This is a genomic window from Pseudocitrobacter sp. 73, assembly GCF_008369545.1.
Lineage (GTDB): Bacteria > Pseudomonadota > Gammaproteobacteria > Enterobacterales > Enterobacteriaceae > Pseudocitrobacter > Pseudocitrobacter vendiensis.
On sequence record NZ_VTZO01000001.1, the window covers coordinates 194,336 to 219,573 of the forward strand.

A 25,238-nucleotide genomic window follows, 5' to 3' on the forward strand; every position below is an offset into this window, starting at 1 on the left:
AATCAGCCCCGATTACTGAAAGCGACGACGCGCATTGGCTTCGCGCGCGGCGCGAGCCACTTCAACCGGTACTACGCGACGGCCAACTGGCCACAGCGCAATCGCCGCAATTTTGAAGTTGGCGATGCCCACCGGAATCCCGATGATGCTGATGCATTGGGTGATACCTACCGCGATATGCGACAAGCACAGCCACCAGCCAAACAGCACCAGCCAGACGATATTGAGCACGGTGCCCCCCGCATTCAGCACGCTGTTTTTCGACTGCGGCTCAAGCTCATCAACATGCACCGCTTCGTTGCCGTAAGGGATCAGCGACAGTTTGGTTATCTCCCAGCAGGAACGGGTGAGCGGCAGGGTGATAATAAAAATGACACTAAAGAACGTTGCTACCAGCCAACCTAAGGTTGTAGCAAAACCACCTAATACAAAATTTAAAATATTCAGAACGGTACGCATAAATCCTCTGTGCGGCCTGTGAATAATAAGTCCGGGTAATTGTAACGTTTTTTTGCGCTGGAGCACCTATTCTCTGGCGGTTACACTGTGTGATATCGAAAAAGTCAGGATTCGGCGAAGATGGAATTAAGAGCGACAACATTGGGCAGGCGCATGGCGCAGCATCCTTACGATCGGGTTGAGCTTCTCAACGCGGGGGTTAAGGTATCGGGCGAACAGCATGAATATCTCATTCCTTTTAATCAATTGTTGTCGATTAACTGCAAGCGCGGTTTAGTGTGGGGTGAGCTGGAATTTGTCCTCCCTGAAGATAAAGTTGTCCGTCTGCACGGTACAGAATGGGGCGAAACTCAACGTTTTCATCGTCACTTAATCACCCGCTGGCAGGCATGGAGCCAGGAGATGAGCGACATTTCCGCCGATGTGTTACAGCAACTGCTGGCGGAAATTGCTGACAATAACGACGCCGGGAAATGGCTTACCCGCCAGCAGACTGCGATTATCCGTCAGCGGATTTTGCATGCGCTGGAAGGTTTGCCGGTGCCGGTGAGTCGTCTGGACAGCTTCGACAATTGTCGCGAGGCGTGGCAACAGTGCCAGGCCTGGCTTAACGATGTGGAAGCCAGCCGTCAGGCGCATAATCAGCGCTATACCGACTCGATGCTGGAGCAGTACGCCGATTACTTCGAACAGGTTGAATCCTCACCGCTTAACGATTCGCAGGCGCGTGCGGTGGTGAACGGTGAACGCTCGCTGCTGGTGCTGGCGGGCGCAGGTAGCGGTAAAACGTCGGTGCTGGTGGCGCGCGCAGGCTGGCTGATGACACGCGGTGAAGCGGCAGCAGAGCAAATTTTACTGCTGGCGTTTGGGCGCAAAGCGGCGCAGGAGATGGATGAGCGTATACAGGAGCGTCTGCGTACGGATGCGATATCCGCGCGAACCTTCCATTCCCTGGCGTTACACATCATTCAGCAAGGCAGTAAAAAAGTGCCGGTGGTCAGCAGACTGGAAAATGACACCGCCGCCCGCTACAAACTTTTCACCGACTGCTGGCAGCAGCAGTGCAAAGAGAAAAAAGCCCAGGCCAAGGGCTGGCGCTTATGGTTGCAGGAAGAAATGGGTTGGGAGGTTGGCGAAGACAATTTCTGGAACGATGCGAAGATCCTCAAACGGATGGGCAGTCGACTGGACCGCTGGGTTAGCCTGATGCGCATGCATGGTGGTACGCAGGCCGAGATGATCGACAACGCGCCGGAAGAGGTTCGTGAACTGTTCGGCAAGCGCGTTAAGCTGATGGCCCCGCTGCTGAAAGCGTGGAAAACCGCGCTAAAAGAAGAGAACGCGGTGGATTTCTCCGGGCTGATTCATCAGGCCATTAACGTGCTGGAAAAAGGGCGCTTTGTCAGCCCCTGGAAACACATTCTGGTCGATGAGTTTCAGGATATCTCCCCACAGCGTGCGGCCTTGCTGGCAGCGCTACGTAAGCAGAATTCACACACTACGCTGTTTGCCGTGGGGGATGACTGGCAGGCAATTTATCGCTTCAGCGGTGCACAGTTGTCTCTTACCACTGCTTTTACGCACTATTTCGGTGAGGGCGATAACTGCGCGCTGGATACCACCTATCGCTTCAACGGTCGCATCGGTCAGATAGCCAACCGCTTTATTCAACAAAACCCGCACCAATTGCATAAGCCATTAAACAGCCTGACGGCCGGTGATAAAAAGGCGGTTACCCTGTTGCCGGATGATCAGCTTGATGCGCTGTTTGATAAGCTAAGCGGTTATGTCACCGCGGATCAGCGTATTCTGGTGCTGGCGCGGTATCACCATCTGAAACCACCTGCACTGGAAAAAGCCGCCACCCGTTGGCCGAAGCTGAATATCGATTTTATGACCGTGCATGCCAGTAAAGGTCAGCAGGCGGATTACGTGATTGTGCTGGGTTTGCAGGAGGGGCAGGATGGCTTCCCTGCACCTGCGCGGGAATCCATCATGGAACACGCGTTGCTGCCGGAGCCGGAGGATTTTATCGACGCCGAAGAACGTCGTTTGCTGTACGTGGCGATGACCCGCGCCCGACACCGCGTGTGGTTGATGTTCAATAAAGAGAATCCATCGCCGTTTGTCGACATGCTTAAACAGCTGGATGTACCGGTGGCGCGTAAACCGTGAAAAAGAAACCCGGCGTGATCGCCGGGTTGATGAATTACTTCAGACGATGGGCCAGATAACGCTGATAATCCGGAATCAAAATATCTACCGGGTCGCTGAAATGCGGCGACTGAATAATGAGATCGGCCGTTGAGGCGTTGGTGGCGACCGGAATGTTCCAGACGGTCGCCAGACGCAACAGCGCCTTGACGTCCGGATCGTGCGGCACGGCGTTTAGCGGGTCCCAGAAGAAAATCAGCACATCAATTTTCCCTTCAGAGATGAGCGCGCCAACCTGCTGATCGCCGCCCATCGGGCCGCTCAATAGCGCATTCACTTCCAGACCTGTGGCGCGCGCCACCAGGTTTCCGGTCGTGCCGGTCGCCGATAACGCGTGCTGTGCCAGCACAGCTTTGTGGCGATCGACCCATTTCATAAGCATATCTTTGCAGTGGTCGTGGGCAACCAGCGCAATGTGTTTGCGCGCAGGCAGTGTGCGAGTGGTGAGTTCCATAGCGTAATATCCTGATCAATAAATGCAGACAGATTACTGGATGGGAATACTGCTGCAAGCTTTAAGGGTAAAAAATATGATGAGTGGTGAAATTGGCGGCAGTGCGCGCGTTTATGGCTGGCCTGGGCGGATTGACGTACACTTAGCGCAAAGGCCAGGAGGATAATGATGACTGAAAGTGATATTGCAGACATTTTGAACACTACGCGCACCATTGCGCTGGTTGGCGCAAGTGACAAACCCGATCGCCCAAGCTATCGGGTGATGAAATATTTGCTGGATCAGGGTTACCGCGTGATACCGGTCTCGCCAAAAGTGGCGGGTAAAGAACTGCTGGGTCAGAAGGGCTACGCAACGCTTGCGGATGTGCCGGAAAAAATCGATATGGTTGATGTTTTCCGTAACTCAGAAGCGGCCTGGGGCGTGGCGCAGGAAGCGGTAGCCATAGGGGCAAAAGTACTATGGTTACAGCTGGGCGTGATTAACGAACAGGCGGCCGTGCTGGCGCGCAATGCGGGGCTTAGTGTCGTGATGGATCGCTGCCCGGCGATTGAAATTCCGCGTCTGGGGCTGGCGAAATAATTGATTCCGCCCGGTGGAACACTCGGGCGGTCTCTGATTTTCCTGCGTACAGAACGCCGTTAAACGGTCAGCGCATTCACCACGTCGGCGACGCTGACAACGGCTTTAATGCCGCCAATCCCGGTTCCCAGTGAGATATAACCTTCATCCGTATTGCCTTCCAGCATACCCAACCGCAAGCCACGAAGCCCGCCCATCGCGTGGCCAATCTCCTCTTTACTGGCCCCGGACTTGTCCATAGCGACCAGTTTCTCGGTCAGTTTCCCCGGCAGAGAGCGGTAGTAGTCCGGCAGGGTACGGAACAGACTTAAATCCAGCCCGTTTGCCGCGACAATTTTTTCTTTAATCGATTGCGGTACGCGGTTTTCCAGCGTGCTGATAAACACTGAACCCGCGAAGACACCTTCCGCGCCCAATGCGTGGGCGGCTCTGGCTGTACGTTGATCAACAATCCCCCCGGCGGCGAGTACAGGCACGTTTTCTACAGCATCGACGATCATCGGGACGATGGAGAAGGTGCCCAACGCGGTGGCAGGCAGGGTTCCGCCTTCGTCAAAACCGGTCGCTACGATGATATCCGCGCCAGCGCGTTCCGCTTCACGGCTGTTGGCGGGCGTAGGGTTGATATCACGATAAATAATGGCAATGCCGGCGGCTTTTAGCTCAGCAAACAGCGCAGGAATAATCGCGCCTTCACCATAGCCGGTATAGACCACGGCTTTCACCGCTTCTTCTTTGACAACCTTCAGGATGCCCGGCGTCCAGATGTCGTTCTGCGGTGAAGGGATAAGATTCACGGCAAACGGCTTTTCGGTTAATCGCTTGGTTTTGCGGATCTCTTCGCGCATTTTCTCGGCGGTTTCTTGCGGGGTAGAGACCGCCGTTTCAGCGGTAAGACCTGCGTTTGGCCCCAAAACCCCCAGCCCGCCGGCATTGCTTACGGCGGCAACCAAACGCGCATCGGTTAACCACGAGAGTGGGCCCTGAATAACCGGTTTTTCAATGCCTAAAATCTGGCAGATACGATTCGTTTTCATGATCTTATTTCCCCGTCACGAACTCAATTCTGGTGTGGGAGGGAGTGTATAGCGATTTATTGTTCATAAAAATAGTGAAAAAAGTTATTCACTGTTATTAAATTAGTAACAATAAAAACTGGCGACGGTCATCGCACATGCAATTGAATCTGTTTGAAAATATTAAGATATTCATGGAAATAGTCGACGCCGGAAGCTTTACACAAGCGGCGGAAAACCTGGAACTGCATCGCCCGGCGGTCACTAAAGCGGTGCAGCAACTGGAAACGCAATGCGGCGTCCGCTTACTTCAGCGCACCACGCGGCGCATCGCGTTAACTTCGGAAGGCGAAGAGTTTTACCGCCGTAGCAAACCTTTGTTGTATCAGGCCGATGAACTCCTGGCATCATTTGCGCCTGACCGCCCATTACACGGGCAGCTGCGCGTCGATATGCCGGTTGCCTTTGCTCGTCAGTTGGTGGTTCCCCGGCTCGCTGAATTTTATGCCGAACACCCTGACCTTGAGATTATCCTCACCGGTAGCGATGTACGGCGCGATATGCTGCGCGAGGGGCTGGACTGCATGCTGCGCGTCGGGAAGCTTGATGACGGCGACTATATGGCGCGCCCGATGGGCGAGGTGAGGAGAATGACCTGCGCCAGCCCAGGGTATCTTGCGCAGCATGGCACGCCGCAGACGCTTGACGATCTGCGTCATCATCAGGCCATTAACTGGATTGTCAGCAATAATCGCGAGATCGTGCCCTGGCACTTTACGACGTCTCAGGGCGTCGAAGAACGCGTTCTGCCGGGGCGATTGATTCTGGATAATGCCGAGGTCTATATTTCGGCGGGTCTTTCCGGGCTCGGATTGTTGCAGGGGATGAATTTCTTCTTACAGCCCTATATCGATAGCGGGCAGTTGGTCGAGGTACTGCCGAATTTTCCCTGCCCATCGCGTAAGTTATCGCTTATCTACCCGCATCGGCATCTGCCGCAGAAGGTAAGGGTATTTGCGCAATGGCTGGAAAGCGTGTTGCAGGCGTTATGACCGAATTAGTGTAAAAAAAACACCGCTCACGCAAGTGAACGGTGTGATTAGGGTGTGTAGCGGGGGGTTAGTTACGCAGTCGCGGCGCCTGAAGCTGCTGGCGAATAGTACGCGCCAGCTCATCCATCGAAGGTTGTTCCGGATGATCTTCACGCACTTCACCACTCAACTGTGCTTCAGCCAGATAGGTGTGAACCGGCTGACCGTCTTCATCTTCCATGACCACGTGGTACCACGGCAGCATACGAAGTTCATCGTTTGCCGCCAGTTCATCGGGCTCAGGTTCATCAAGTGAGTATTCCGGGTCGATATCGACAACCACGCCCAGATACCCTAATAAGGAATGACGGACCTGTTGGCCGATACCGAATTTGCTGGCAATCATAGTCACCTCCCGGGAAACATTAACTACATACAATATGTGGTCGTTGTTTCGCTTTTCAAGTTACATGACGCGACAGGCAAACCCTTTCAGATACAGCCCTTCGGGATAAGTGGCGATCACCGGGTGATCGGCCGCCTGACGGAACTGCTCTATAAATTGTACATCACGACCGGCATCTATTGCGGCATCAGCGATGATTTTCTGGAATAAATCTGTTGTCATCAGCCCGGAGCAGGAGAAGGTCAGCAGCACGCCACCCGGATTCAGCAGTTGGATAGCGAGCATGTTGATATCTTTATAGCCACGGCAGGCGCCCTGAAGCTGGCTTTTATTCTCAACAAATTTCGGCGGATCCATCACGATAACGTCGAATTTTTCGCCCTGATCGCGGTATTTGCGCAGCAGTTTGAACACGTCGTCACGGACGAACTCCGCTTTGCTGAGATCCAGTTTGTTCAGTTCGACATTCTGTTTTGCGATATCCAGCGCTTCCTGCGACGTATCGACGCTGGTGACCTGACGGCAACCGCCCATCAGCGCAGAGACAGCGAAACCGCCGGTATAAGAGAAGCAGTTGAGGACGCGTTTGTCGGCTACATAGCGGCGTGTTGCCAGACGGCTGTCGCGCTGATCGAGGTAGTAACCGGTTTTGTGACCGTGCTGGATATCCACCAGCAGCTTCATACCGTGTTCCTGAATTGGCAGCAGGGCTGGCGGCAGTTCACCGGTAACCGGGCCTTGCGTCAGTTCCATACCCTCTTTCTTACGCACAGCAACGTCGCTACGATCATAAATCGGGCACTCCGGGTACAGCGTTTGCAACGCGCTGATTAACGCCGCGCGCTGATATTCCGCTCCGGCGCTCAACAGTTGCAGGACGAGGAAGTTGCCAAAGCGGTCGATCGTTACGCCCGGCAACCCGTCAGATTCACCGGCAATCAGACGATAGCTATCGAGGCCATCCTGCTGTGCCAGCCAGTCGCGCCACTGCTGCGCTTGTTGCAGGCGACGGACAAAAAAGGCGATATCGATGGTTTCATCGGCATCGAACGTCCAGACGCGCGCGCGGATTTGCGATTCCGGCGAGTAAGCCCCGCGGGCTAACCATTTCCCTTTGTGATCAACGATATCAATGGTTTCACCGAGGTTGGCTTTGCCTTCCATGCGGGCAACGGCCCCGGAAAAGACCCAGGGATGGCGGCGGAGTAAGGATTTCTCACGCCCTTTGGTTAACACTAAACGTACGCTCATAGATAATTATTCTGGCTATTCGATGGGAAGGGCTGCATTTTCCCGACTTCGCCGTCCAATTGCAATGAACATGGCAATATTGCGGCCCCGCGTTCGGTAAAACGTCTGGAAAATGTCATACTTAATGGAACTTCAGGGATTGCGACGGGAGGCAAAATGGCATCAGTGTGCACCATTGCGTGGGTCTATGGCCTTGTTCAGGGCGTAGGGTTTCGCTACAACACTCAGCGAGAAGCGCTACGGTTAGGGCTTAAGGGCTACGTCCGTAATATGGATGACGGCAGCGTGGAAGTGGTCGCCTGCGGCGAACAGGAGCAGGTGGAAGCGTTGCTGGCGTGGCTAAAAGCCGGAGGCCCACGCAGCGCCAGAGTTGACCGGGTTCTGGCCGAACCGCATCAACCCCAGAAAGCGTGGGATGGCTTCAGCATTCGCTATTAAATGCATTTTACCGGTTTAGGCAGGCCGGCAATTTTCGTCGCCTGCTTAGCCGGGCCTTTCGGGAATAAACGATACAGATAGCGGCTGTTGCCTTTCTCTTCGCCAAACTTATTGGCCATCGCCTTCACCAGCATGCGGATAGCGGGGGAGGTGTTAAACTCCAGATAAAACTCGCGAACAAAACGCACCACTTCCCAATGTTCCGGGCTCAGTTCAATGCCTTCATTTGCGGCAATTGCAACCGCCATGCCTTCGCTCCACAGGGTGGAGTCTTTCAGATAACCGTCGTTATCGGTCTCAATTTCACGGTCTTCGTAGATCAACATAATTTTTCACATGCCATACAAACGGTGGGCAGTGTAGCAAAAAAAAAGGCCCCGCATAAGCGAGGCCTTGTGATGTTCAGTCAGCGTTAATCGCGGCTGGCGAAGCCCAGGATGCTCAGCAGGCTGATAAAGATGTTGTACAGCGACACATACAGGCTCACGGTGGCGCGGATGTAGTTGGTTTCACCGCCGTGAATGATGTTGCTGGTCTCATACAGGATCGCGCCAGAAGAGATCAAAATGAACACAGCGCTAATCGCCAGATGCAGAGCCGGCAGTTGCAGGAAGATGTTTGCCACCATACCAATCAGCACCACCACAATACCTGCCATCAGCATACCACCGAGGAAGGACATGTCTTTGCGGGTGGTCAGCACGTAGGCCGAGCAGCAGAAGAACACCAGCGCGGTACCGCCCAGCGCCATACCAATCACATCGCCCATACCGGCAGAAAGGTAGGCGTTGAGGATTGGCCCCAGGATATAACCCAGGAAACCGGTGAAGGCGAACGCGGAGATAATCCCGGTCGGTTTGTTCGCGGTTTTATAGGTCAGGAACATCAGGCCGTACATGCCGACCAGCGTCAGAATCAATCCCGGAGACGGTAGCATCAGTACGGTGCTTGCGGTTGCGGTGATCGCCGAAAACGCCAGCGTCAGGCTCAGCAGGAAATAGGTATTACGCAGAACTTTATGCGTGCTCAGCAGGGACGAGCGGTCACGCGATGAGGTAATTATGCGATCCATGATTCACTCTCTTCATGATGGATATTAATAGTGAAACAGCATAAGAAATGTCCTGCATATCCCCTAATCCTTTTACCCATCTTTACTCAGCGCAAAGACCGAGATCAACCTCTTATAGGTGACTGAAAAACATTGCCTTATATCGTTAGCAGGGCTAAGAGTGAAGAGGGTGTCTCAACAATTAAAATAAAGGCAAGGGAAATGAAACCACATCATCACAACCGTATTACCGCCATCATGCTGGCGACAGGGCTGGCGTTCCTCTCCACCTCTGCCAACGCGGCGAACGTACCGCAGGGCACGATACTGGCGGAAAAACAGGAACTGGTCAGAAACAACGGCAGCGAGCCCGCCTCGTTGGATCCGCATAAAGTCGAAAGTGACGTTGAATTTAATATCATCAGCGACATGTTCGACGGGCTGGTGGCGGTGAAGCCTGATGGCACGATTGAACCCCGGCTGGCGGCATCGTGGGAAAACAAAGGTAACTGGATATTCCACCTGCGCGAGGGGATTACATGGTCCGACGGTACGCCGATTACCGCACAGGATGTCGTCTGGAGCTGGCAGCGTTTGGTTGACCCGAAAACGGCCTCACCTTACGCCAGCTATCTGGGAAATATGAATATTGTCAATGCTGCCGATATCGCCGAAGGGAAAAAAGCGCCGGATACGCTGGGCGTTAAAGCGCTTGATGATAAAACGCTGGAAATTACGCTCACTCAGCCTACCGCCGCATTTTTACCGATGCTGGCGCACCCGTCGCTGGTGGCGCTGGATAAAACGCTGATCATGCGCTTTGCTGAAAAATGGACTAAGCCTGAACACTTTGTCAGCAGCGGGCCCTATACGTTGTCTCAATGGGTGGTGAATGAGCGAATTGTCGGCAAACGCAATCCGCGCTACTGGGATGACGCCCACACGGTGATCAATCAGGTCACTTATCTGCCCATCTCATCGGAAGCGGCGGATGTGAACCGCTATCGGGCGGGCGAAATTGACATTACCTCAACGGTGCCGATTAACCAGTTTGCGCTGCTGAAGAAAACGATGCCGGAGCAGCTTGATGTCTCTCCCCATCTGGCGACCTATTACTACGAACTTAACACCACCCGCCCGCCATTTAACGACGCCCGCGTGCGCCGCGCGCTGAATATGGCGCTGGATAAAGAGATCATTGCCGGGCAAGTATTGGGGCAGGGGCAACGTCCGGCCTGGCTGGTGAGTCAGCCAGAGATTGGCGGTATCACGCTAAAAAATCCTGACTACGCCAGTTGGCCGCGCGAGAAGCGGATAGCTGAAGCTAAAAAGTTGCTCGCGGAAGCCGGTTTTGGCGACGACCACCCGCTGAGCTTTAATCTGCTCTATAACACCTCTGAGTCGCATCAACGTATTGCTATTGCCGCCGCATCGATGTGGAAGAAAAATCTTGGTGTGGAGGTCAAACTGCAAAATCAGGAGTGGAAAACGATGCTCGACGCGAAACGCACGGGAAATTTTGACGCCGTGCGCTACGCCTGGATTGCCGATTATGACGATGCCACCACCTTCCTCAACAACTTCCGCACCGGCGACAGCAGTAACACCAGCCGCTATAGCAACCCGGCTTATGATGCAGCGTTGCTGAATGCGGCGAAAGCCCCTGATATCGCCGCGCGCGGACGTTATTATCAGCAGGCCGAAGATCTGTTAGCGCAGGATGTGCCGTCTATTCCGGTGTACCACTATGTACGATCGCACCTGGTGAAACCGTGGGTGGGCGGTTTCACGCCTGACAGGTTGGGCTATTACTTCACGAAAGATATGTACATCAAGAAGCATTAATCAAACTGAGCGCGCTGTAAGTGTCGAAAAACTCGCCATTTTGTTGTAATTTCAGACGAATAACACGTTTTTGACTGTTTTTCAGGCAAACGAACAAAATGGGGCTTTACAGGTCGGAGCGGGATGTTTATAGTGCGCCTCATTGGAAGCGTGGCCGAGCGGTTGAAGGCACCGGTCTTGAAAACCGGCGACCCGAAAGGGTTCTAGAGTTCGAATCTCTACGCTTCCGCCAAATATGAAACCCCAGACAAGAAATTGTCTGGGGTTTTTTGCTTTTCTGTCGGTTTCCAGTATGCCATTTCCGTCAGGCTTGCGTTGGTGAGTTTAAGAATACATCAGACAGATTCGTGACCAGCATCTGTTTTACCTTGCAGCCTGAGTTCCAGGATACTGTCGGGCGATGATGTCATTCAACTAAGCTTTATCTCAGGATGAAAAAATGTGGCCTTAGCAAAGAGCAGTACCGAATGTAACATACCGGCGCTGTTAAGGGATAAGAACAGGCAAAAGCAGAATTAGCCTGGAGTTCAGGTAACACGGATGTGATAAATTGTATCAATTAATATGCACTTGTTAAGGAGAGGCAAATGCGAAAGATACTATTACTGGCCGCTGTGCTGCTGGCGTCACAGCCACTGGTGATTCAGGCGGAAGAGATAACGCTATTACCTTCAATTAAGCTACAAATTGGCGATCGTGATTCATATGGTCACTACTGGGATGGTAACCACTGGCAAAACCGGGATTACTGGGATCGCCATTATGAATGGCACGATAAGCACTGGCGTAAAAAAGCGCAAAGCTTATGAGAAAGGCTATAAAGACGGCCAAAAGGCCTATAAGCATGACTGGAAGAAACATCATCACCATCACTGAGTAGGGAAAAGGCCTGTTTCAGGCTTTATCTTTACGGGATGTTCTGGTCTTTGTACGCGTAGTATCAAATAGGATTAAGTTAACAAAAAGCACTGCATTACTTCACGTTTTTAACATGTTTTTAATTAAACTGAGCCTCATCAGTTCCCGCCTGACATACATTCATTCTATTGATAAATAAAGCTATCCAGAAATGTTGCAGTATATCTCCCTGATCTTATGGATAAATACAAACAATTACATTCATTGACTTGATTTTACTTAAAGTGCAATGTCCCTCTTTATCACGTGTCTTTTATTAAGATGATATTGATTATCAGGGAATTGATGGATGGTGTTTTCTCCACGGCAAGCGGCTGTCGCACTTTTTTTTAGCGGTATTTCCTTTTCAGGCATGACGGCCCTTTTATCGCCTGCTGACCGTAATTCGATTCAACAGCAGCAACAGCAACTGCTGGATCAAAACCAGCAGCAGCGTGACGAGCTTCAGCGCGCCACACCGATACCGCAGGAACATCCTTCATCCGCACCGGCAGATGCCGCGGGCCCTTGTTTTACGCTCAATCACATTACCCTGCAAAATGCGACGCTGATGTCCCCACGGGAACAGCAAAAAATGATTCGCCCGTGGCAGGGGCGTTGCCTCAATATTGCGCAAATCACCCAGCTCACGAATCAGATCTCTGACTGGTATATTCAGCGTGGCTATATCACCAGCCGTGCATATCTGACGGAGCAGGATCTCTCTGGCGGTGAATTACATATCGCCGTGCTGGAAGGTCGTTTGCAACAAATCCGCCTGGAAGGTGTACCTGCGCGTACACTGGCAATGACCTTTCCTGGCCTGGAGGGTAAACCGCTAAACCTACGGGATATCGAGCAGGGTATGGAGCAAATTAACCGCGTACGTACCGCTCCCGTACAAATTGAAATCTTGCCCGGAGAGCTGCCGGGCGACTCCATTGTAAACCTCACCGCCACGCCGGAGTTTCCACTTCAGGCATCCGTCACGTTTGATAACAGCGGCCAGAAAAGCACGGGTGTTGGGCAAATCTCCGCCTCGCTGGTGGGTAATAACCTGTTAGGTCTGGCAGATAAATGGTTTATCAGCGGCGGGCGAAGCAGCGCGTTTTCTCATTCGCGCGATGCGAAAAATCTTGCCGCAGGTGTCAGCATCCCCTACGGCTATGGTCTGTTTGATTACACCTACACCTGGAACGACTATCTCAACGTCATTGATAACGCCGGCTACAACTGGCGATCCACGGGTGACACGGAAACGCACCGGATAAATTATTCCCACGTGTTGTTTCGCAACGGCGACCTGAAAACCGGCGTTTCTCTCGGTCTGAACCACCGTGTAAACCGTAATTTCCTTGATGGTGTGAAACTGGAAAGCAGCAGCCAGGAGTTCACCAGCCTGCTGTTTGGCCTCAATCATACCCAGAAAATCCTCGGCGGCGTGGCGACATTCAACCCTACCTTCAGCCGCGGAATGCCGTGGTTTAACGCCACTGACGATCACCTTTACCCCGATCAGCCGAAAGCGCAGTTCCGCAAATGGAGCGTTAACGCCAGCTGGCAGCGCGGGCTGACGGATAAGCTGTGGTGGCTTTCCAGCGTCTACTGGCAGTGGTCACCAGACCGGCTTTATGGCAGCGAACGCCTGAGCATTGGCGGTGAAAGTTCCGTACGCGGTTTTAAAGAACAGTACATCTCTGGCGATAACGGCGGCTACTGGCGTAATGAAATCAATTACACCCTGTTCACGATGCCTGTTCTGGGGCAAATCGGCACGATGGCGGCGCTGGACGGGGGCTGGCTGAAAAAGGATGCCAGCGACCAATATGCCGCAGGCACGTTGTGGGGCGGTGCTGTCGGGCTGACCAGCGCCGGGCGCTGGTTCTCCAGCCAGTTCACCGTTGGTACGCCGCTGGCGTATCCAGGCTGGCTTTCGCCGGATCATCTCAATATTTATTACCGCATTTCAGTGGCACTTTAAGGGGCAGGATGATGGAAAAGGATCAGGTTCGTTTTTCCCAACGTGTCGTGAGTGGGCTGTTCAGTCTGCTGCTGATTACACAGCCTGTGCTCCCGGCCATTGCGGCCTCCATCACCCCATCCGGCAATACGCAGATGGATAAAGCGGGCAACGGTGTGCCCGTTGTAAACATCGCCACGCCAAATCAGTCCGGTATTTCGCACAACAAATATCACGATTACAACGTTGGCAAAGAGGGGCTGATCCTCAATAACGCCACCGGCAAGCTGAATCAGACCCAGCTTGGCGGCCTTATCCAGAATAACCCCAACCTGAAAGCCGGGCAGGAAGCCAAAGGTATTATCAACGAAGTGACCGGCACGAATCGCTCGCAGCTTCAGGGCTACACCGAAGTGGCGGGGAAAGCGGCTAACGTGATCGTGGCGAACCCCTATGGCATCACCTGTAACGGTTGCGGATTTATCAATACCCCTAACGCCACGCTGACTACCGGAAAGCCGGTGCTCGACGCGAACGGTAAACTCCAGTCGCTCGATGTCACAAAAGGCAGCATTACCATAGAAGGGCTGGGGCTGGATGGCAGCCAGAGCGACGCCGTATCGATTATCGCCCGAGCCACGGAAATCAACGCCGCGCTGCATGCAAAAGATTTAAAGGTCATCGCCGGAGCCAATCGGGTATCGGCCAGCGGTGAAATCACTGCGCTGAAAGGTGAAGGCGATGCGCCAAAAGTTGCCGTCGATACCGGTGCGCTGGGGGGCATGTATGCCAACCGTATTCACCTTGTTTCCAGCGAAAAAGGGCTGGGCGTTAACCTGGGGAACCTGAATGCGCGGCAGGGCGATATTACGCTGGATGCGAACGGGAAGCTGACGGTAAAAAACAGCCTGGCAAGTGGAGCGATGACGGCGCAAGGTCAGGATATTGCGTTAAGTGGCGATCATAAGGCGGGCGAGAACGTATTTGTCAGCAGTCAGAACGCTATCGCCCTGAATAACGCAACGCTGGTCAGTGATAAAAACATACAGTTAAGTGCTAATGGACGGCTCACGCAGAACGGCGGCAAGCTTACAGCAGGCCAGAATCTGACAGCCAATGCGCAAACGCTCATACAGAACAACGTAGCTCAGGCAGATGCTGCTGGAAATATTGCGCTCACCAGCAGTGAAAGCATCGCTACGCAGGGAAGTGTTATTGCCGGAAAACAGCTTAATGTTGTCGGAAAATCTTTGAGTAACAGTGGGCAGTGGAGTGCCGAGGAAGCTGCGAGCATTAAGGGAAGCAGCCTGAATAACGGCGGGGTTGTGCAGGGGAAATCACTGGCGATTGTCGCCGAACAGGATGTCCGTGTTACAGGGCGACTCAATGCAGCGGATTCACTGAATATCAACGCTAAATCGGTGACGACCGCCGCCAGCGCGCAGGTACAAAGTGGAAACGATCTGACGCTGACGACAGAAACCGCCTCCCTTAGCGGAACCCATGCCGCGAATAATCAATTTACCGTGGCAGCGAATACGCTGACCCATGACGGTAAATCGAATGCCCGAACTGTCTATCTTAACGCGCCAGACACTATCGCCAATAATGGCACGCTGGTGGCTGATAGCCTGAATCTTACCAGTCAGCGGATCACCAATAGCGGCCTGATGCAGGGCAATGCGGCGCTGAATTTGCATACGGGAGAATTAACTAACCTCAGTGGCGGTTCGCTCTACAGTATTGCTGCACTGACGCTGGATATTCCCAATCTGACTAACCGCGGGTTGATCACGACGGATGGCAATTTACGTCTTGGCGGTAGCAGCCTGGTGAATGCAGGTGAGATCAACGGCATCAGTATGCAAAACGATTATGCGACGGTGACAAACGACGCTACAGGTCGTTTACTGGCGGGAAATGCCCTATCCATCTCCGGGCAACATCTCGATAACGCCGGTTTACTGGCGGCGAATAGCATGAAGTTGAACAGCCAGTCCATGAATAACCGCGGAAATATGCTCTCCGTTGGGGCGATAAATCTCACCAGCCAGACGTTTAATAATGCGGGGTTATTACAGGGAGATACCCTGACGCTGCAGACAAATGAATGGGTTAATAGTGGGAATGCGTTAGGTGAATCGGGCGTAACGGCTACGGTTCACGATCTCTTCTCCAGCCAGGGGCAAGTGTTAAGTCAGCAAAAAATGGTGTTGGCGGCCACGCGTATTGATAACCAGGGGATGCTGGCAGCGAAGCTCCTTGAGCTGCAAGGTGATCTGAACAATAGCGGGATTTTGCAGGCAAGCCAGACTCTCGCCTGGAACGGTAGCCATTTCAGTAACCTTGCTGGCGCTCAGGTGACTGGGGGCGAGGAGCTGCTGATTAATGCCAATCAGTTCGAAAATAACGGCCTGGTGGAAGGTGCTTCGGCGACGATCACCGCTGACAACCTGCAAAATAGTGGCAGTGTTCAGGCACGAAATGACCTGAAGATTGTGGCAAGCGGGCGGCTTGATAATCAGGGGAAATTACTTAGCCAGAATTTGTTTGAACTGACTGCATCCCGGTTGTTTAACGACCATACCATTGCGGCAAAATCGCTCATCATCGGCTCGCCGGAACTGACCAACAACGGTCTTGTGCAGGGAAATAGTGCATTACAGCTCACTTCCCGGAATGTGCTGAATGCTCAACCGGGCCAAATAGTGAGTGGGGCGGGGCTGGTTCTGAATCTCGACAAGCTGGAAAACCACGGCCTGTTGCTGGTTAACAACGGCTTTACCCTGGAAGGCGCGCAGTTGTCTAACGTGGGCAATATTCAGGCAGACAGTGTCGATCTGCAGATGCGTGATGCGTTAAACAACCAGGGGCAGATACTGGCGAAGCACGATGCGTTAGTCAGCGCTGCCACACTGGAAAATGACGGCTCTCTGGCCGCCCAAAATATCACGCTGAGCGGAACATCAATTCGTAACGATGGCCTGGTACAGGGGAATGACAATGTGTCGGTCACTGCGGATATCCTCACAACGAACCCGGCAGGCCGATGGTTAGCGGGCAAAGCGCTAACGATGGACGCAAGCCTGGTGGATAACACGGGTGTGATGCAGGGCGATACGATTGCGCTAACGGCAAAGATGCTGAACAACAGCGGGGTGCTTAATGGCCTGAGCGGCATGCAAGGGGCACTGACCGGGCAGCTTATAAACCAGGGGCAGATTCAAAGTGGTGGTGCTTTGTCGCTGGTGGCCGATAACCTGAGCAGCGCCGGACGTATTGCAGGCGATACGCTTTCGCTCACAGCCGGGGCGCTCAGTAATACCGGCCTGTGGCAGGGGATGAAGGGGTTAACACTGACTGGCGATACCCTTGCTACCGGTTCTGCATCCCGCACATTGAGCGGCGGTATGCTTGCCCTCAATGCAGGGAATATGACAACACAAGGCACCTTACAGGGGCAGAACGTTACCGTTGTCGCAAATGACTGGCAGCATAATGGCTCACTGCTTAGCCTTGGTACTCTGACGGCTGATGTTAGTAATACGCTCACTACGCCGGGCGATCTGATGAGTCAGGGAACAATGCGGCTGATTGCACCGCAATTTGATAATAGCGGTAAGATCCTGAGTGAACGTGGTATTACGCTGGACGGCCAGCAATTGACGAACAGCGGGACAGTACAGGGAAATACGCTGGCGGCGCACCAGAATAGTATCCACAACCAGGGAACGCTGACGGGCCTGCAAAGCCTGACGCTCGAAGCGCGGGAGAATTTGACGGCTCGGGTGGCGATGGCGTCATCGCAACAGGAACTGATTAACGCGGCGGGTGGCTCATTGTTGACGCAGGGCGCGCTGACAGTGACGTCCGCAGACGTTACCAATGCCGGAATATGGCAGGGGCAATCGGTGTTACTCAGTGCCCGGTCGCTGAATAATAGCGGTGCAATTCAGAGCGCCGATACGCTGCAACTGACGCTCGCCGATCATTTAACGTCTTCTGCAGGAAGTAAAATTACGGCGCTCGGTAATGCGGCTCTACAGGCGCTCTCGTTAGCTAACCAGGGGCAGTGGGCGGCCAAAAACCTTACGCTGAAGGGAACCTCGTTCGATAATGGTGGGGCGATCAGTGGTGTAAACGGTCTGACATTAGCCATGAGTGGGGCCGTCAGCCAGGCGCGTTCTGGTAGTCTGTTAAGCGGTGGCGTGCTGAATCTGAACGCAGCGTCCGTAGCTAATAGCGGTAAAATTCAGGGCGCGGTGCTTGCTGTAACTTCCGGGGCGTTAACCAACAGTGGAAGGTTGCAGGGCGATAATGGCACCACGCTGACACTTGGTGGCGATTTAACTAACAATACTGACGGAGAAATTGTCAGCCGCGAGGCGATGACGGTAAATACGTCCTCTCTTTTCAATGATGGATTAATTCAGGGTGGCAGTGATAGCCGCCTTAATGCCACAGCCCGACTGCATAATGAGGGCAAACTGCTTGCCGGCGCGGGGCTGACGCTCACCACCCCAGACTACGCCGGGACGGGCTGGCTGCAGGCGACGAATCTTATCGTTAATGCTGCAACGGCCAGTAATGACGGGAACTGGCTTGCGGATAACGCGACGCTGACAGGCAGCGATTTCACGAATAAGGGCACAACCCAGGCAGGCCAGCTTACAGTCAATTACGGCCAGTTGAACAATAACGGCACGTTAATGGGAACGTCGCAACTTCTTGTTAATGCCCTTCAGGTTAACCAGAGTGCCGCAGGTACGTTGTTAAGCGGCGGTGATTTGTCGGTTCAGAGTACGGGTCTGAATCCTCTCGGCCAGGTGATTGCACTGGGAAATGTAACGCTGAAGCTGGTTAATGCCTTTACCGCCGAAAATACGCTTGCCGCAGGGAAAACACTTTCTGTCACCAGCGATGGTGCTATTGATAACCAGGGCGTTATGCAGGGGCAGGCAGTCAATCTGCACGCTGGCGGGCAACTCAGTAACAACGGGCAGATAACGACGGGTCGCGATGCGAGTTCATTCAGCGGTCGCAATGTCCTGCTGAATGCAGCGGGAACGCTGCAAGGTGGCGGTGATATTGCGGTGACCAGTTTAGGCAATATTTCGGTCGATGGCTTTACCGGCACCTTGGGTTCGTTGACGCTTAATGCGCCGGGCGAAATTATCAATACGGCGTTGCTGTATGCCGCAAATAACCTTGCGCTTTATGCCAACAGTATTACCAATCTGCGTGGCGATATTCTGGCGGGTAATCATCTGTGGATGCAAAAAGATGCGGCAGGCAATGCTAACGTTGAAGTTGTGAATACCTCCGGCACCATTGAGACGCAGAACGGCGACATCACCATTAAGACGGTGGCGTTGCGTAATGAACGTGCTGGTTTGCAGTCAACAACGCAGCCGACAGATCTCTCCTCAAACTACGACTGGATTGGGCAATCGGATGTTGATATTCCGGTGGCTGTCCTGGGTCTCGAGACATTAATTCAGGATAAATACAGCACTTATACTCATGATGGGGCGGGTTCCTGCGGAGGCAAACCCTGCTTCCTGTATGAGGATACCCATTTCTATTATCGCCCGGTGGAAGGGTATGAAACGCGTAAATTTGCACTGAGCCAGACTGCACAGATTGTGAGTGCAGAGGGCGGAAGTGCACGTATTGCCTCCGGTAACGATATTCATATTGTTGCGAGTCAACTCAACAACCAGGCGAGCGTAATCCTGGCGAATAATGATATCAACCTGACAGGGCAGACACTCAATAATCAGAGCTACCAGAGTGGTACCTTTACTGAATACGCCGTTTATAAGTATGAACGTGTGATCACTGGGGGTTCCCCATCCTCATCTTCAGGTACCTATTCGCCGACACATCGCGATACCACTTACGAACATAATGTGCCTTATATTTTGGATGGCATTGTTACTGAGACTGAAAATGGCGAGCTGTTTCGTGCGGTAATTCAGGCTGGTGGCGATGTAACGGCAAACTTCACGGATACTATAGGTAACGAAACCGCGATCGCTAATGCCGGACGCGTCAGCAATACTCTCTCTGCACCAACGATGAATTCAATAAGTCAGCAGTCAATCGGTAACGGCGTCCAAAAACAGACACTGGTTGATAGCGGCACGGTCAACGTTAATTCCCCGCAATGGAATGACCAGCTACAAAACGCGCTACAGCAGATTAATGGCGGTGGGGCGCTCGATAATGGGGCGGTATCCGACGCCGGACTGAGTAATATCTCAGGCACACAAAAAGGCAATACCAGCCTCGGCCAACTGACAGGTTCGGTAAATCCTGGTGCAAATGGGGTGGATGTCTCCGGGCAAAATCAGGGAAAAACGGTTGATACCACTGCGTATCCGCTACCCTCAGGGCAGAACGGTTACTTTGTCGTTTCCGACGATCCGTCAAGCCCATACCTTATCAACGTCAACCCGAAACTCAATGGCCTCGGGGAGCTTGATCCCAATTTGTTTGCTGATTTGAACGCTTTATTGGGTATTAAACCTGGCGATGTACCGCGTGAAACCAACAGCGCATATACGGATCAAAACCAGTTCCTGGGGTCATCCTATATGCTTGGCCGCCTCAACCTGAACCCGGATTATGATTACCGTTTCCTGGGTGATGCCGCTTTTGATACGCGCTATGTCAGTAACGCCATGCTGAACCAGACGGGTAGCCGCTACATTAACGGTATAGGTTCCGAGCTGGATCAAATGCGTTATCTGATGGATAACGCCGCCAGCGCACAGCAGTCGCTGGGGCTGAAATTTGGCGTGGCTCTGACGGCAGAGCAGGTGTCTTCACTTGAGCACAGTATGCTGTGGTGGGAGACCGCTGTCATCAACGGTGAAACCGTCATGATACCGAAACTCTATCTGTCGCCGAAAGACGTCACGGTGAATAACGGTAGTGTGATTTCTGGCAATAGTGTCCAGCTTACGGGCGGTAATATTACTAACTCTGGCAGCACGCTGCTGGCAAATAACAACCTGGTTCTCGACAGCCAGAACAGTATTAATAATCTCAATAATGGTCTGATGCAGGCAGGCGGTCACCTCGACCTGAATGCAATTGGTGATATCAATAACATCAGTTCCACGATTAGCGGCAAGACTGTCGCGCTGGAAAGTCTGGACGGCAATATTAATAACCTGACGCTGGTGGAGCAGGTTGATATTGCGAGCTTTAAAGATACCCGGCTTGGGGAAACCGCAGCTATTAACGCCCAGGACTCTCTGTCGCTCGCCGCCGGTAATAACATCACCGTGACCGGGGCAAACCTTACATCCGGCGGCGATCTGCTGATGAATGCGTGGGGTGATGTCGCGGTGAATGCGAATCAGATCAACGATTCCTTCAGTCGTTCCACTGCCTGGCAGGTGCAGACCAGTCATGATGCCGTGAGCTGGCAGGACAGTTCGATAAGCGCGGGCGGCAACCTGGGTATTAATGCCGGAAACAATCTTGACCTGACAGCGAGCAGCGTTAACGCAGGCAACAGTGTGGTCCTGGCCGCAGGGAACGACCTCAATCTGAATGCAGCAGATACCCGTCAGGACAGCCGTAACGGGAACAGTGAGTCGCACAGTACCGGGCTTGAACGTACCACGGTTTCTGCCGGGGGTAACCTGATTCTGAAAGCGGGCCAGGATATTAACTCTCAGGCCGCAGGCCTCGCTGCAGAAAATGATGTTACCTTGCAAGCCGGGCGTGATGTGAATCTGCAGGCCGAAGCCACGGTCAGCGGCAGCAGTACGCATGAGAAGAAAAAAACCGTCATTGATGAGTCGGTACGCCAGCAGGTTACGGAAATTGCCAGCGGCGGCAACACAACTATCGTTGCCGGGCAGGACGTCAATGCACAGGCTGCGCAGGTCACAGCACAGGGTGATATCGCTGTGGGCGCGGGTCGGGATATTAACCTGACTACCGCAACGGAAAGCGATTACCACTACTTCGAACAGACCAAAACCAAAAAAGGGTTCCTCAGCAAAAAGACCACGCATACCATCGAGGAAGAGAGCGCCACCCGTGAAGCTGGCACGTTGCTGAGCGGTGATAACGTCACCGTTTCGGCGGGGAACAACCTGCTGCTGAAAGGCTCAAATGTGGTGGGGGACGGTGACGTGTCGCTGCACGGCGGCAATAATGTTGATATTCTGGCGGCAACCAACAGCGATACATCGTGGCGCTTTAAAGAGACCAAAAAGAGCGGCCTGATGGGCTCCGGCGGTATCGGCTTCACCATTGGCAGCAGTAAAACGACACACGACCTGCGTGAAGCAGGTACCACTCAAAGTGAGAGCTTCAGTACCGTGGGCTCGACGGGCGGTAGCGTGGTGATTTCAGCGGGAAATCAGGCGCATATTGGTGGTGCCGATATTATCGCGCAGAAAGATTTGTCGGTTATCGGGGACAGCGTGGTGATTGAACCCGGCCACGATAAACGCACCCGCGATGAGAAATTTGAGCAAAAATCCAGTGGCCTGACAGTTGCGCTCTCCGGCGCGGTGGGTGGTGCCATCAACAACGCCGTCAGCGCCGCGAAAGAGGCGAAGAGTGAGAGTGATAGCCGACTGGCGGCGCTGCAAACGACGAAAGCGGCGTTGTCGGGATATCAGGCCAGTCAGGGCGTGGCGCTGGATGCGGCCAAAGGTACGGCAGATGGGAACAATAACACCATTGGTATCAGTGCGTCTCTGACCAGCCAGCATAGTAAATCAAAACAACATCAGGAAAGTGATGCCATCGCGGGAAGCACTCTGAGTGCCGGGAACGATCTCTCTATTGTTGCCAATGGCAAAAAGGGCGGGGTAAACAGCGGTGACATTCTGATTGGTGGAAGCCAGTTGAAGGCCGGAGGCGATACGCTTCTCAGTGCGCAGAACGATATTCTGCTGAGTGGCGCAGCCAACACCCAGAAAACCACCGGAAGCAACAGCAGTAGCGGGGGCGGCGTTGGGGGTGGGATCGGCGTGGGTAGCGGTGGCTGGGGAGTTAGCGTTTTTGCTAACGGAAATTCCGCGCACGGCAATGAAAAAGGCGACGGAACCGAATGGACCGAAACCACGCTTGATAGCGGCGGCACCACGACGCTCAGCAGTGGCCGTGACACCCTACTCTCCGGGGCGCAGGTCAGCGGTGACCAAATTGTGGCAGATGTTGGCCGTGATCTTTGGCTCATCAGTCAGCAGGACAGCAATGCCTACGATTCAAAACAGAACAGCCTTGCGGCAGGTGGCAGCTTTACTTTTGGCTCGATGACAGGCTCCGGCTACATCAACGCCAGCCAGGACAAGATGAAGAGCACCTATGACTCGGTGCAGGAGCAGACCGGGTTATACGCAGGTAAGGGTGGCTACGATATTACGGTCGGTAACCATACCCAGCTGGATGGCGCGGTGATTGCCTCGACGGCGACAGCGGAAAAAAACAGTCTCGATACTGGCACGCTGGGCTTTAGTGATATCGATAATAAAGCTGATTACAAGGTCAGTCACGCAGGGGCCAGTATTAGTGGCGGCGGTGATATTGGTGGTAAGGAATTTACCGGCAATATGGCCGGGGGGATGGCTTCAGCGTTAAGCCACAGTGGTCACGCAGAAGGGACGACCCAGGCGGCGGTCAGTAATGGCACGATTACGATACGTGATACCGCCAATCAGCAGCAGGATGTGGCTGACCTGAGCCGCGACACAGAACATGCCAACGACAGCATCAGCCCGATCTTTGATAAGGAAAAAGAACAGAAACGTCTGCAGGCTGTTCAACTGGTCCAGGACATCGGTAGTCAGGCGTCTGATATTGCCAGAACACAGGGGCAACTGGCAGGGCTGGCGGCACAAAAAGACCCTGAAGCACTGGATAACGCCCGGGCACAGTTACTGGCAGAGCATAAAACCGTAACCGATGAGATGGTGTCGCAGCAGGCATATGATAATGCGATGCAGCAGTACGGTACCGGAAGCGATATCCAGCGGGCCATCCAGGGCGTGACGGCCGGGCTGTCTGGCCTGGCGGGTGGCAATATAGCGGGTGCACTGGCGGGCGCGTCGGCCCCGGAACTGGCCAACCTGATTGGTCACGGGATGGGAATTGATGAAAATGACCATGCGACAAAAGCGCTGGCTCATGCAATTTTGGGTGGCGTGGTCGCATCCTTGCAGGGGAACAGTGCTACCGCCGGCGCGATGGGCGGCGCATCGGGTGAGCTGGTTGCAGCCGCAATAGCAAATGCTCTTTACCCGGGGCAGAAGCCAGCGGAGCTATCGGAAGAGCAGAAACAAACAGTCAGCGCACTGGCTTCGGTATCGGCAGGAATTGCAGGTGGGTTGACGGGTGATAGCATCTCTGGCGCGGCAGCAGGAGCGCAGGCAGGGAAGAATACGGTTGAGAATAACTACCTAAGCTCTAAAGAAGCACGACGACTGGATCAGGAATTAACTGAATGCAAATCTTCTGGCGGAGACTGCAAATCTGTTGTTCAGAAGTATCTGGATATTAGTAACAAAAACAGCAAGGAGCTGGCTGAGGCCTGTACTGGTGGTGGCGTCGCGTGTATAACCTGGGAGGAGCTGATTCAGGGAGGTACGAATGTTGCTAATGACCCGCAATCAGGACAATTTAGACTGGATGAAAAACTAAAGGATCCCGATGCGGCAGCAATCGTAAATTATCTCAACGGCTCAGACCTTAAGTTTCTTAAAGATAACATTACAGAGGGTGATCGCTTACTGTCTGTTATCAGCGATCCAACTTCATGGCCTGTTGCGGTAATGGGAGGTAAGGCCTTCATCACCAATGCAGTCAATAATACTAAAGAACAGCTTATAGCTGTGGGGGTTGGTGTTGGATTAGGAGCCGGTATGCAATACGGAACGACGGGTGAGGTGAAACTTTCAGATCTGATAGGAACCGGCATGATTGGTGGGATTACTGCCGGTAAAGGTTATAATCCAACCGTGACATGGAATGCAGTAGGTGGTTATTACCAAGCTGAAATCAGTGGTGATGATCCATTTATTTCGTCTTTACTGAGTAAAGTAGGGGCTTCGGCTGGTTATGCTGCGGGTAATGTTCTAAAAGTTCCATTTGATAAAAAATTAAACCCAATATCGAAGCAGTATGAATGGATTCCAACTGGTGTTTGGACAATAACGAAACCAGCACCGCAGCATCCATTGCCATCAATAATGGGTAATGTCGGCGACTCTGCTGTATCGGGTATGGTTCAGGATAAGCTGAAAGATAGTGGAGGTAAGTGATGAAAGATAGCACTAAGTCATTACTTAACCTTTTATCCTTATGCTGCTCTATGAGCTTGGCGTTGTTTGCCCTGACTATGCTTGGCCGCTTATTAGGGGCATGGTTAGCTTGGGATGTGAATGAGAGCTTCCCATTTTCATTAAAAGATTTAATTACTTGTCTCAAACTAACTTGGATGGGAGTACCTGCTGGATTTGTTTTTTGGTATTTTTATTATCGGTGAGTCTGGTAAAGCATTAAGTCTATATGATGGTGGTGCGGTAGCTTCTCCTGTTAATGAGGGGTGGTAGCGTCTGCGCGGCCAAAAACGCTCAACAGAGCAAAAAGTTGCCGCGCCGG

15 protein-coding genes, 1 tRNA gene and 1 pseudogene are annotated in these 25,238 nt (G+C 53.1%); 10 read left to right on the plus strand and 7 right to left on the minus strand.

Annotation, left to right across the window (positions count from 1 at the left end; genetic code table 11):
- Positions 1 to 12: 12 nt before the first annotated feature.
- Complete coding sequence (locus tag F0Q32_RS00815) at positions 13 to 459, minus strand: YccF domain-containing protein (protein ID WP_149461544.1); 447 nt, start codon at positions 457 to 459, stop codon at positions 13 to 15.
- 120 nt (positions 460 to 579) lie between these two features.
- Between F0Q32_RS00815 and helD the strand changes: the two genes are divergently transcribed.
- On the plus strand, positions 580 to 2,634 hold the full coding sequence (gene helD / locus F0Q32_RS00820; RefSeq protein ID WP_149461545.1) for a DNA helicase IV: 2,055 nt from the start codon (positions 580 to 582) through the stop codon (positions 2,632 to 2,634).
- Positions 2,635 to 2,668: 34 nt separating this feature from the next.
- On the opposite strand, the gene mgsA is transcribed toward helD, so the two are convergent.
- Entirely contained in the window at positions 2,669 to 3,127 is a 459-nt protein-coding gene (mgsA, locus tag F0Q32_RS00825; protein WP_149461546.1) for a methylglyoxal synthase, read from the minus strand.
- Between the two features lie 168 nt (positions 3,128 to 3,295).
- Between mgsA and F0Q32_RS00830 the strand changes: the two genes are divergently transcribed.
- Positions 3,296 to 3,709: a CoA-binding protein gene (locus F0Q32_RS00830; RefSeq protein ID WP_188016811.1), complete on the plus strand. Its 414-nt coding sequence runs from the start codon at positions 3,296 to 3,298 to the stop codon at positions 3,707 to 3,709.
- 59 nt (positions 3,710 to 3,768) lie between these two features.
- On the opposite strand, the gene F0Q32_RS00835 is transcribed toward F0Q32_RS00830, so the two are convergent.
- Positions 3,769 to 4,746, minus strand: a complete 978-nt coding sequence (locus tag F0Q32_RS00835) for a nitronate monooxygenase family protein (protein WP_149461548.1) — start codon at positions 4,744 to 4,746, stop codon at positions 3,769 to 3,771.
- 137 nt (positions 4,747 to 4,883) lie between these two features.
- Here F0Q32_RS00835 and F0Q32_RS00840 point away from each other — a divergent pair, with 137 nt between their 5' ends.
- A complete protein-coding gene (locus F0Q32_RS00840; protein WP_149461549.1) occupies positions 4,884 to 5,777 on the plus strand; it encodes a LysR family transcriptional regulator in 894 nt (297 codons plus the stop codon).
- A gap of 67 nt (positions 5,778 to 5,844) precedes the next feature.
- Here the strand turns inward: F0Q32_RS00840 and hspQ are convergent, their stop codons facing one another.
- The gene (gene hspQ / locus F0Q32_RS00845; protein ID WP_108474540.1) at positions 5,845 to 6,162 is read right to left on the minus strand and encodes a heat shock protein HspQ; all 318 of its coding nucleotides are present in this window, start codon (positions 6,160 to 6,162) and stop codon (positions 5,845 to 5,847) included.
- 60 nt (positions 6,163 to 6,222) lie between these two features.
- Positions 6,223 to 7,413 (minus strand): 23S rRNA (cytosine(1962)-C(5))-methyltransferase RlmI, encoded by a 1,191-nt coding sequence (gene rlmI, locus F0Q32_RS00850; RefSeq protein ID WP_149461550.1) that lies wholly within the window; start codon positions 7,411 to 7,413, stop codon positions 6,223 to 6,225.
- A 156-nt stretch (positions 7,414 to 7,569) separates the two neighbouring features.
- Between rlmI and yccX the strand changes: the two genes are divergently transcribed.
- Positions 7,570 to 7,851 carry an acylphosphatase gene (gene yccX, locus F0Q32_RS00855; RefSeq protein WP_149461551.1) on the plus strand — a complete coding sequence of 94 codons (282 nt, stop codon included), beginning with the start codon at positions 7,570 to 7,572 and terminating at the stop codon, positions 7,849 to 7,851.
- Here the strand turns inward: yccX and tusE are convergent.
- Entirely contained in the window at positions 7,848 to 8,177 is a 330-nt protein-coding gene (tusE, locus tag F0Q32_RS00860) for a sulfurtransferase TusE (RefSeq protein WP_108474537.1), read from the minus strand. The genes yccX and tusE overlap by 4 nt on opposite strands.
- Before the next feature lie 86 nt (positions 8,178 to 8,263).
- Positions 8,264 to 8,923, minus strand: coding sequence for an FtsH protease modulator YccA (gene yccA, locus F0Q32_RS00865; protein ID WP_015965039.1), 660 nt, complete (start codon positions 8,921 to 8,923; stop codon positions 8,264 to 8,266).
- 201 nt (positions 8,924 to 9,124) lie between these two features.
- Between yccA and F0Q32_RS00870 the strand changes: the two genes are divergently transcribed.
- The 6 genes and pseudogenes from F0Q32_RS00870 to F0Q32_RS00895 all read left to right on the plus strand — a co-directional run bounded on the left by F0Q32_RS00870 (position 9,125) and on the right by F0Q32_RS00895 (position 25,122).
- Complete coding sequence (locus tag F0Q32_RS00870; RefSeq protein WP_149461552.1) at positions 9,125 to 10,747, plus strand: ABC transporter substrate-binding protein; 1,623 nt, start codon at positions 9,125 to 9,127, stop codon at positions 10,745 to 10,747.
- Positions 10,748 to 10,891: 144 nt separating this feature from the next.
- Positions 10,892 to 10,979: transfer RNA gene (locus F0Q32_RS00875), tRNA-Ser, on the plus strand.
- A gap of 355 nt (positions 10,980 to 11,334) precedes the next feature.
- A pseudogene (locus tag F0Q32_RS26690) lies at positions 11,335 to 11,623 on the plus strand (DUF2502 domain-containing protein).
- Between the two features lie 394 nt (positions 11,624 to 12,017).
- Positions 12,018 to 13,625, plus strand: coding sequence for a ShlB/FhaC/HecB family hemolysin secretion/activation protein (locus F0Q32_RS00885; RefSeq protein WP_255475120.1), 1,608 nt, complete (start codon positions 12,018 to 12,020; stop codon positions 13,623 to 13,625).
- A gap of 11 nt (positions 13,626 to 13,636) precedes the next feature.
- The gene (locus F0Q32_RS00890; RefSeq protein WP_149461670.1) at positions 13,637 to 24,898 is read left to right on the plus strand and encodes a hemagglutinin repeat-containing protein; all 11,262 of its coding nucleotides are present in this window, start codon (positions 13,637 to 13,639) and stop codon (positions 24,896 to 24,898) included.
- Positions 24,898 to 25,122: a hypothetical protein gene (locus F0Q32_RS00895; RefSeq protein ID WP_149461555.1), complete on the plus strand. Its 225-nt coding sequence runs from the start codon at positions 24,898 to 24,900 to the stop codon at positions 25,120 to 25,122. The genes F0Q32_RS00890 and F0Q32_RS00895 overlap by 1 nt, the downstream gene beginning before the upstream one ends.
- The last annotated feature ends 116 nt before the right edge of the window (positions 25,123 to 25,238 follow it).

Coding starts and splice junctions, on each gene's coding strand:
- yccX (WP_149461551.1), top strand. CDS start 7,570: ATGGCATCAGTGTGCACCATTGCGTGGGTCTATGGCCTTGTTCAGGGC.
- F0Q32_RS00815 (WP_149461544.1), bottom strand. CDS start 459: ATGCGTACCGTTCTGAATATTTTAAATTTTGTATTAGGTGGTTTTGCT.
- F0Q32_RS00885 (WP_255475120.1), top strand. CDS start 12,018: ATGACGGCCCTTTTATCGCCTGCTGACCGTAATTCGATTCAACAGCAG.
- F0Q32_RS00830 (WP_188016811.1), top strand. CDS start 3,296: ATGACTGAAAGTGATATTGCAGACATTTTGAACACTACGCGCACCATT.
- F0Q32_RS00890 (WP_149461670.1), top strand. CDS start 13,637: ATGGAAAAGGATCAGGTTCGTTTTTCCCAACGTGTCGTGAGTGGGCTG.
- F0Q32_RS00895 (WP_149461555.1), top strand. CDS start 24,898: ATGAAAGATAGCACTAAGTCATTACTTAACCTTTTATCCTTATGCTGC.
- F0Q32_RS00835 (WP_149461548.1), bottom strand. CDS start 4,746: ATGAAAACGAATCGTATCTGCCAGATTTTAGGCATTGAAAAACCGGTT.
- hspQ (WP_108474540.1), bottom strand. CDS start 6,162: ATGATTGCCAGCAAATTCGGTATCGGCCAACAGGTCCGTCATTCCTTA.
- F0Q32_RS00840 (WP_149461549.1), top strand. CDS start 4,884: ATGCAATTGAATCTGTTTGAAAATATTAAGATATTCATGGAAATAGTC.
- mgsA (WP_149461546.1), bottom strand. CDS start 3,127: ATGGAACTCACCACTCGCACACTGCCTGCGCGCAAACACATTGCGCTG.
- yccA (WP_015965039.1), bottom strand. CDS start 8,923: ATGGATCGCATAATTACCTCATCGCGTGACCGCTCGTCCCTGCTGAGC.
- tusE (WP_108474537.1), bottom strand. CDS start 8,177: ATGTTGATCTACGAAGACCGTGAAATTGAGACCGATAACGACGGTTAT.
- helD (WP_149461545.1), top strand. CDS start 580: ATGGAATTAAGAGCGACAACATTGGGCAGGCGCATGGCGCAGCATCCT.
- F0Q32_RS00870 (WP_149461552.1), top strand. CDS start 9,125: ATGAAACCACATCATCACAACCGTATTACCGCCATCATGCTGGCGACA.
- rlmI (WP_149461550.1), bottom strand. CDS start 7,413: ATGAGCGTACGTTTAGTGTTAACCAAAGGGCGTGAGAAATCCTTACTC.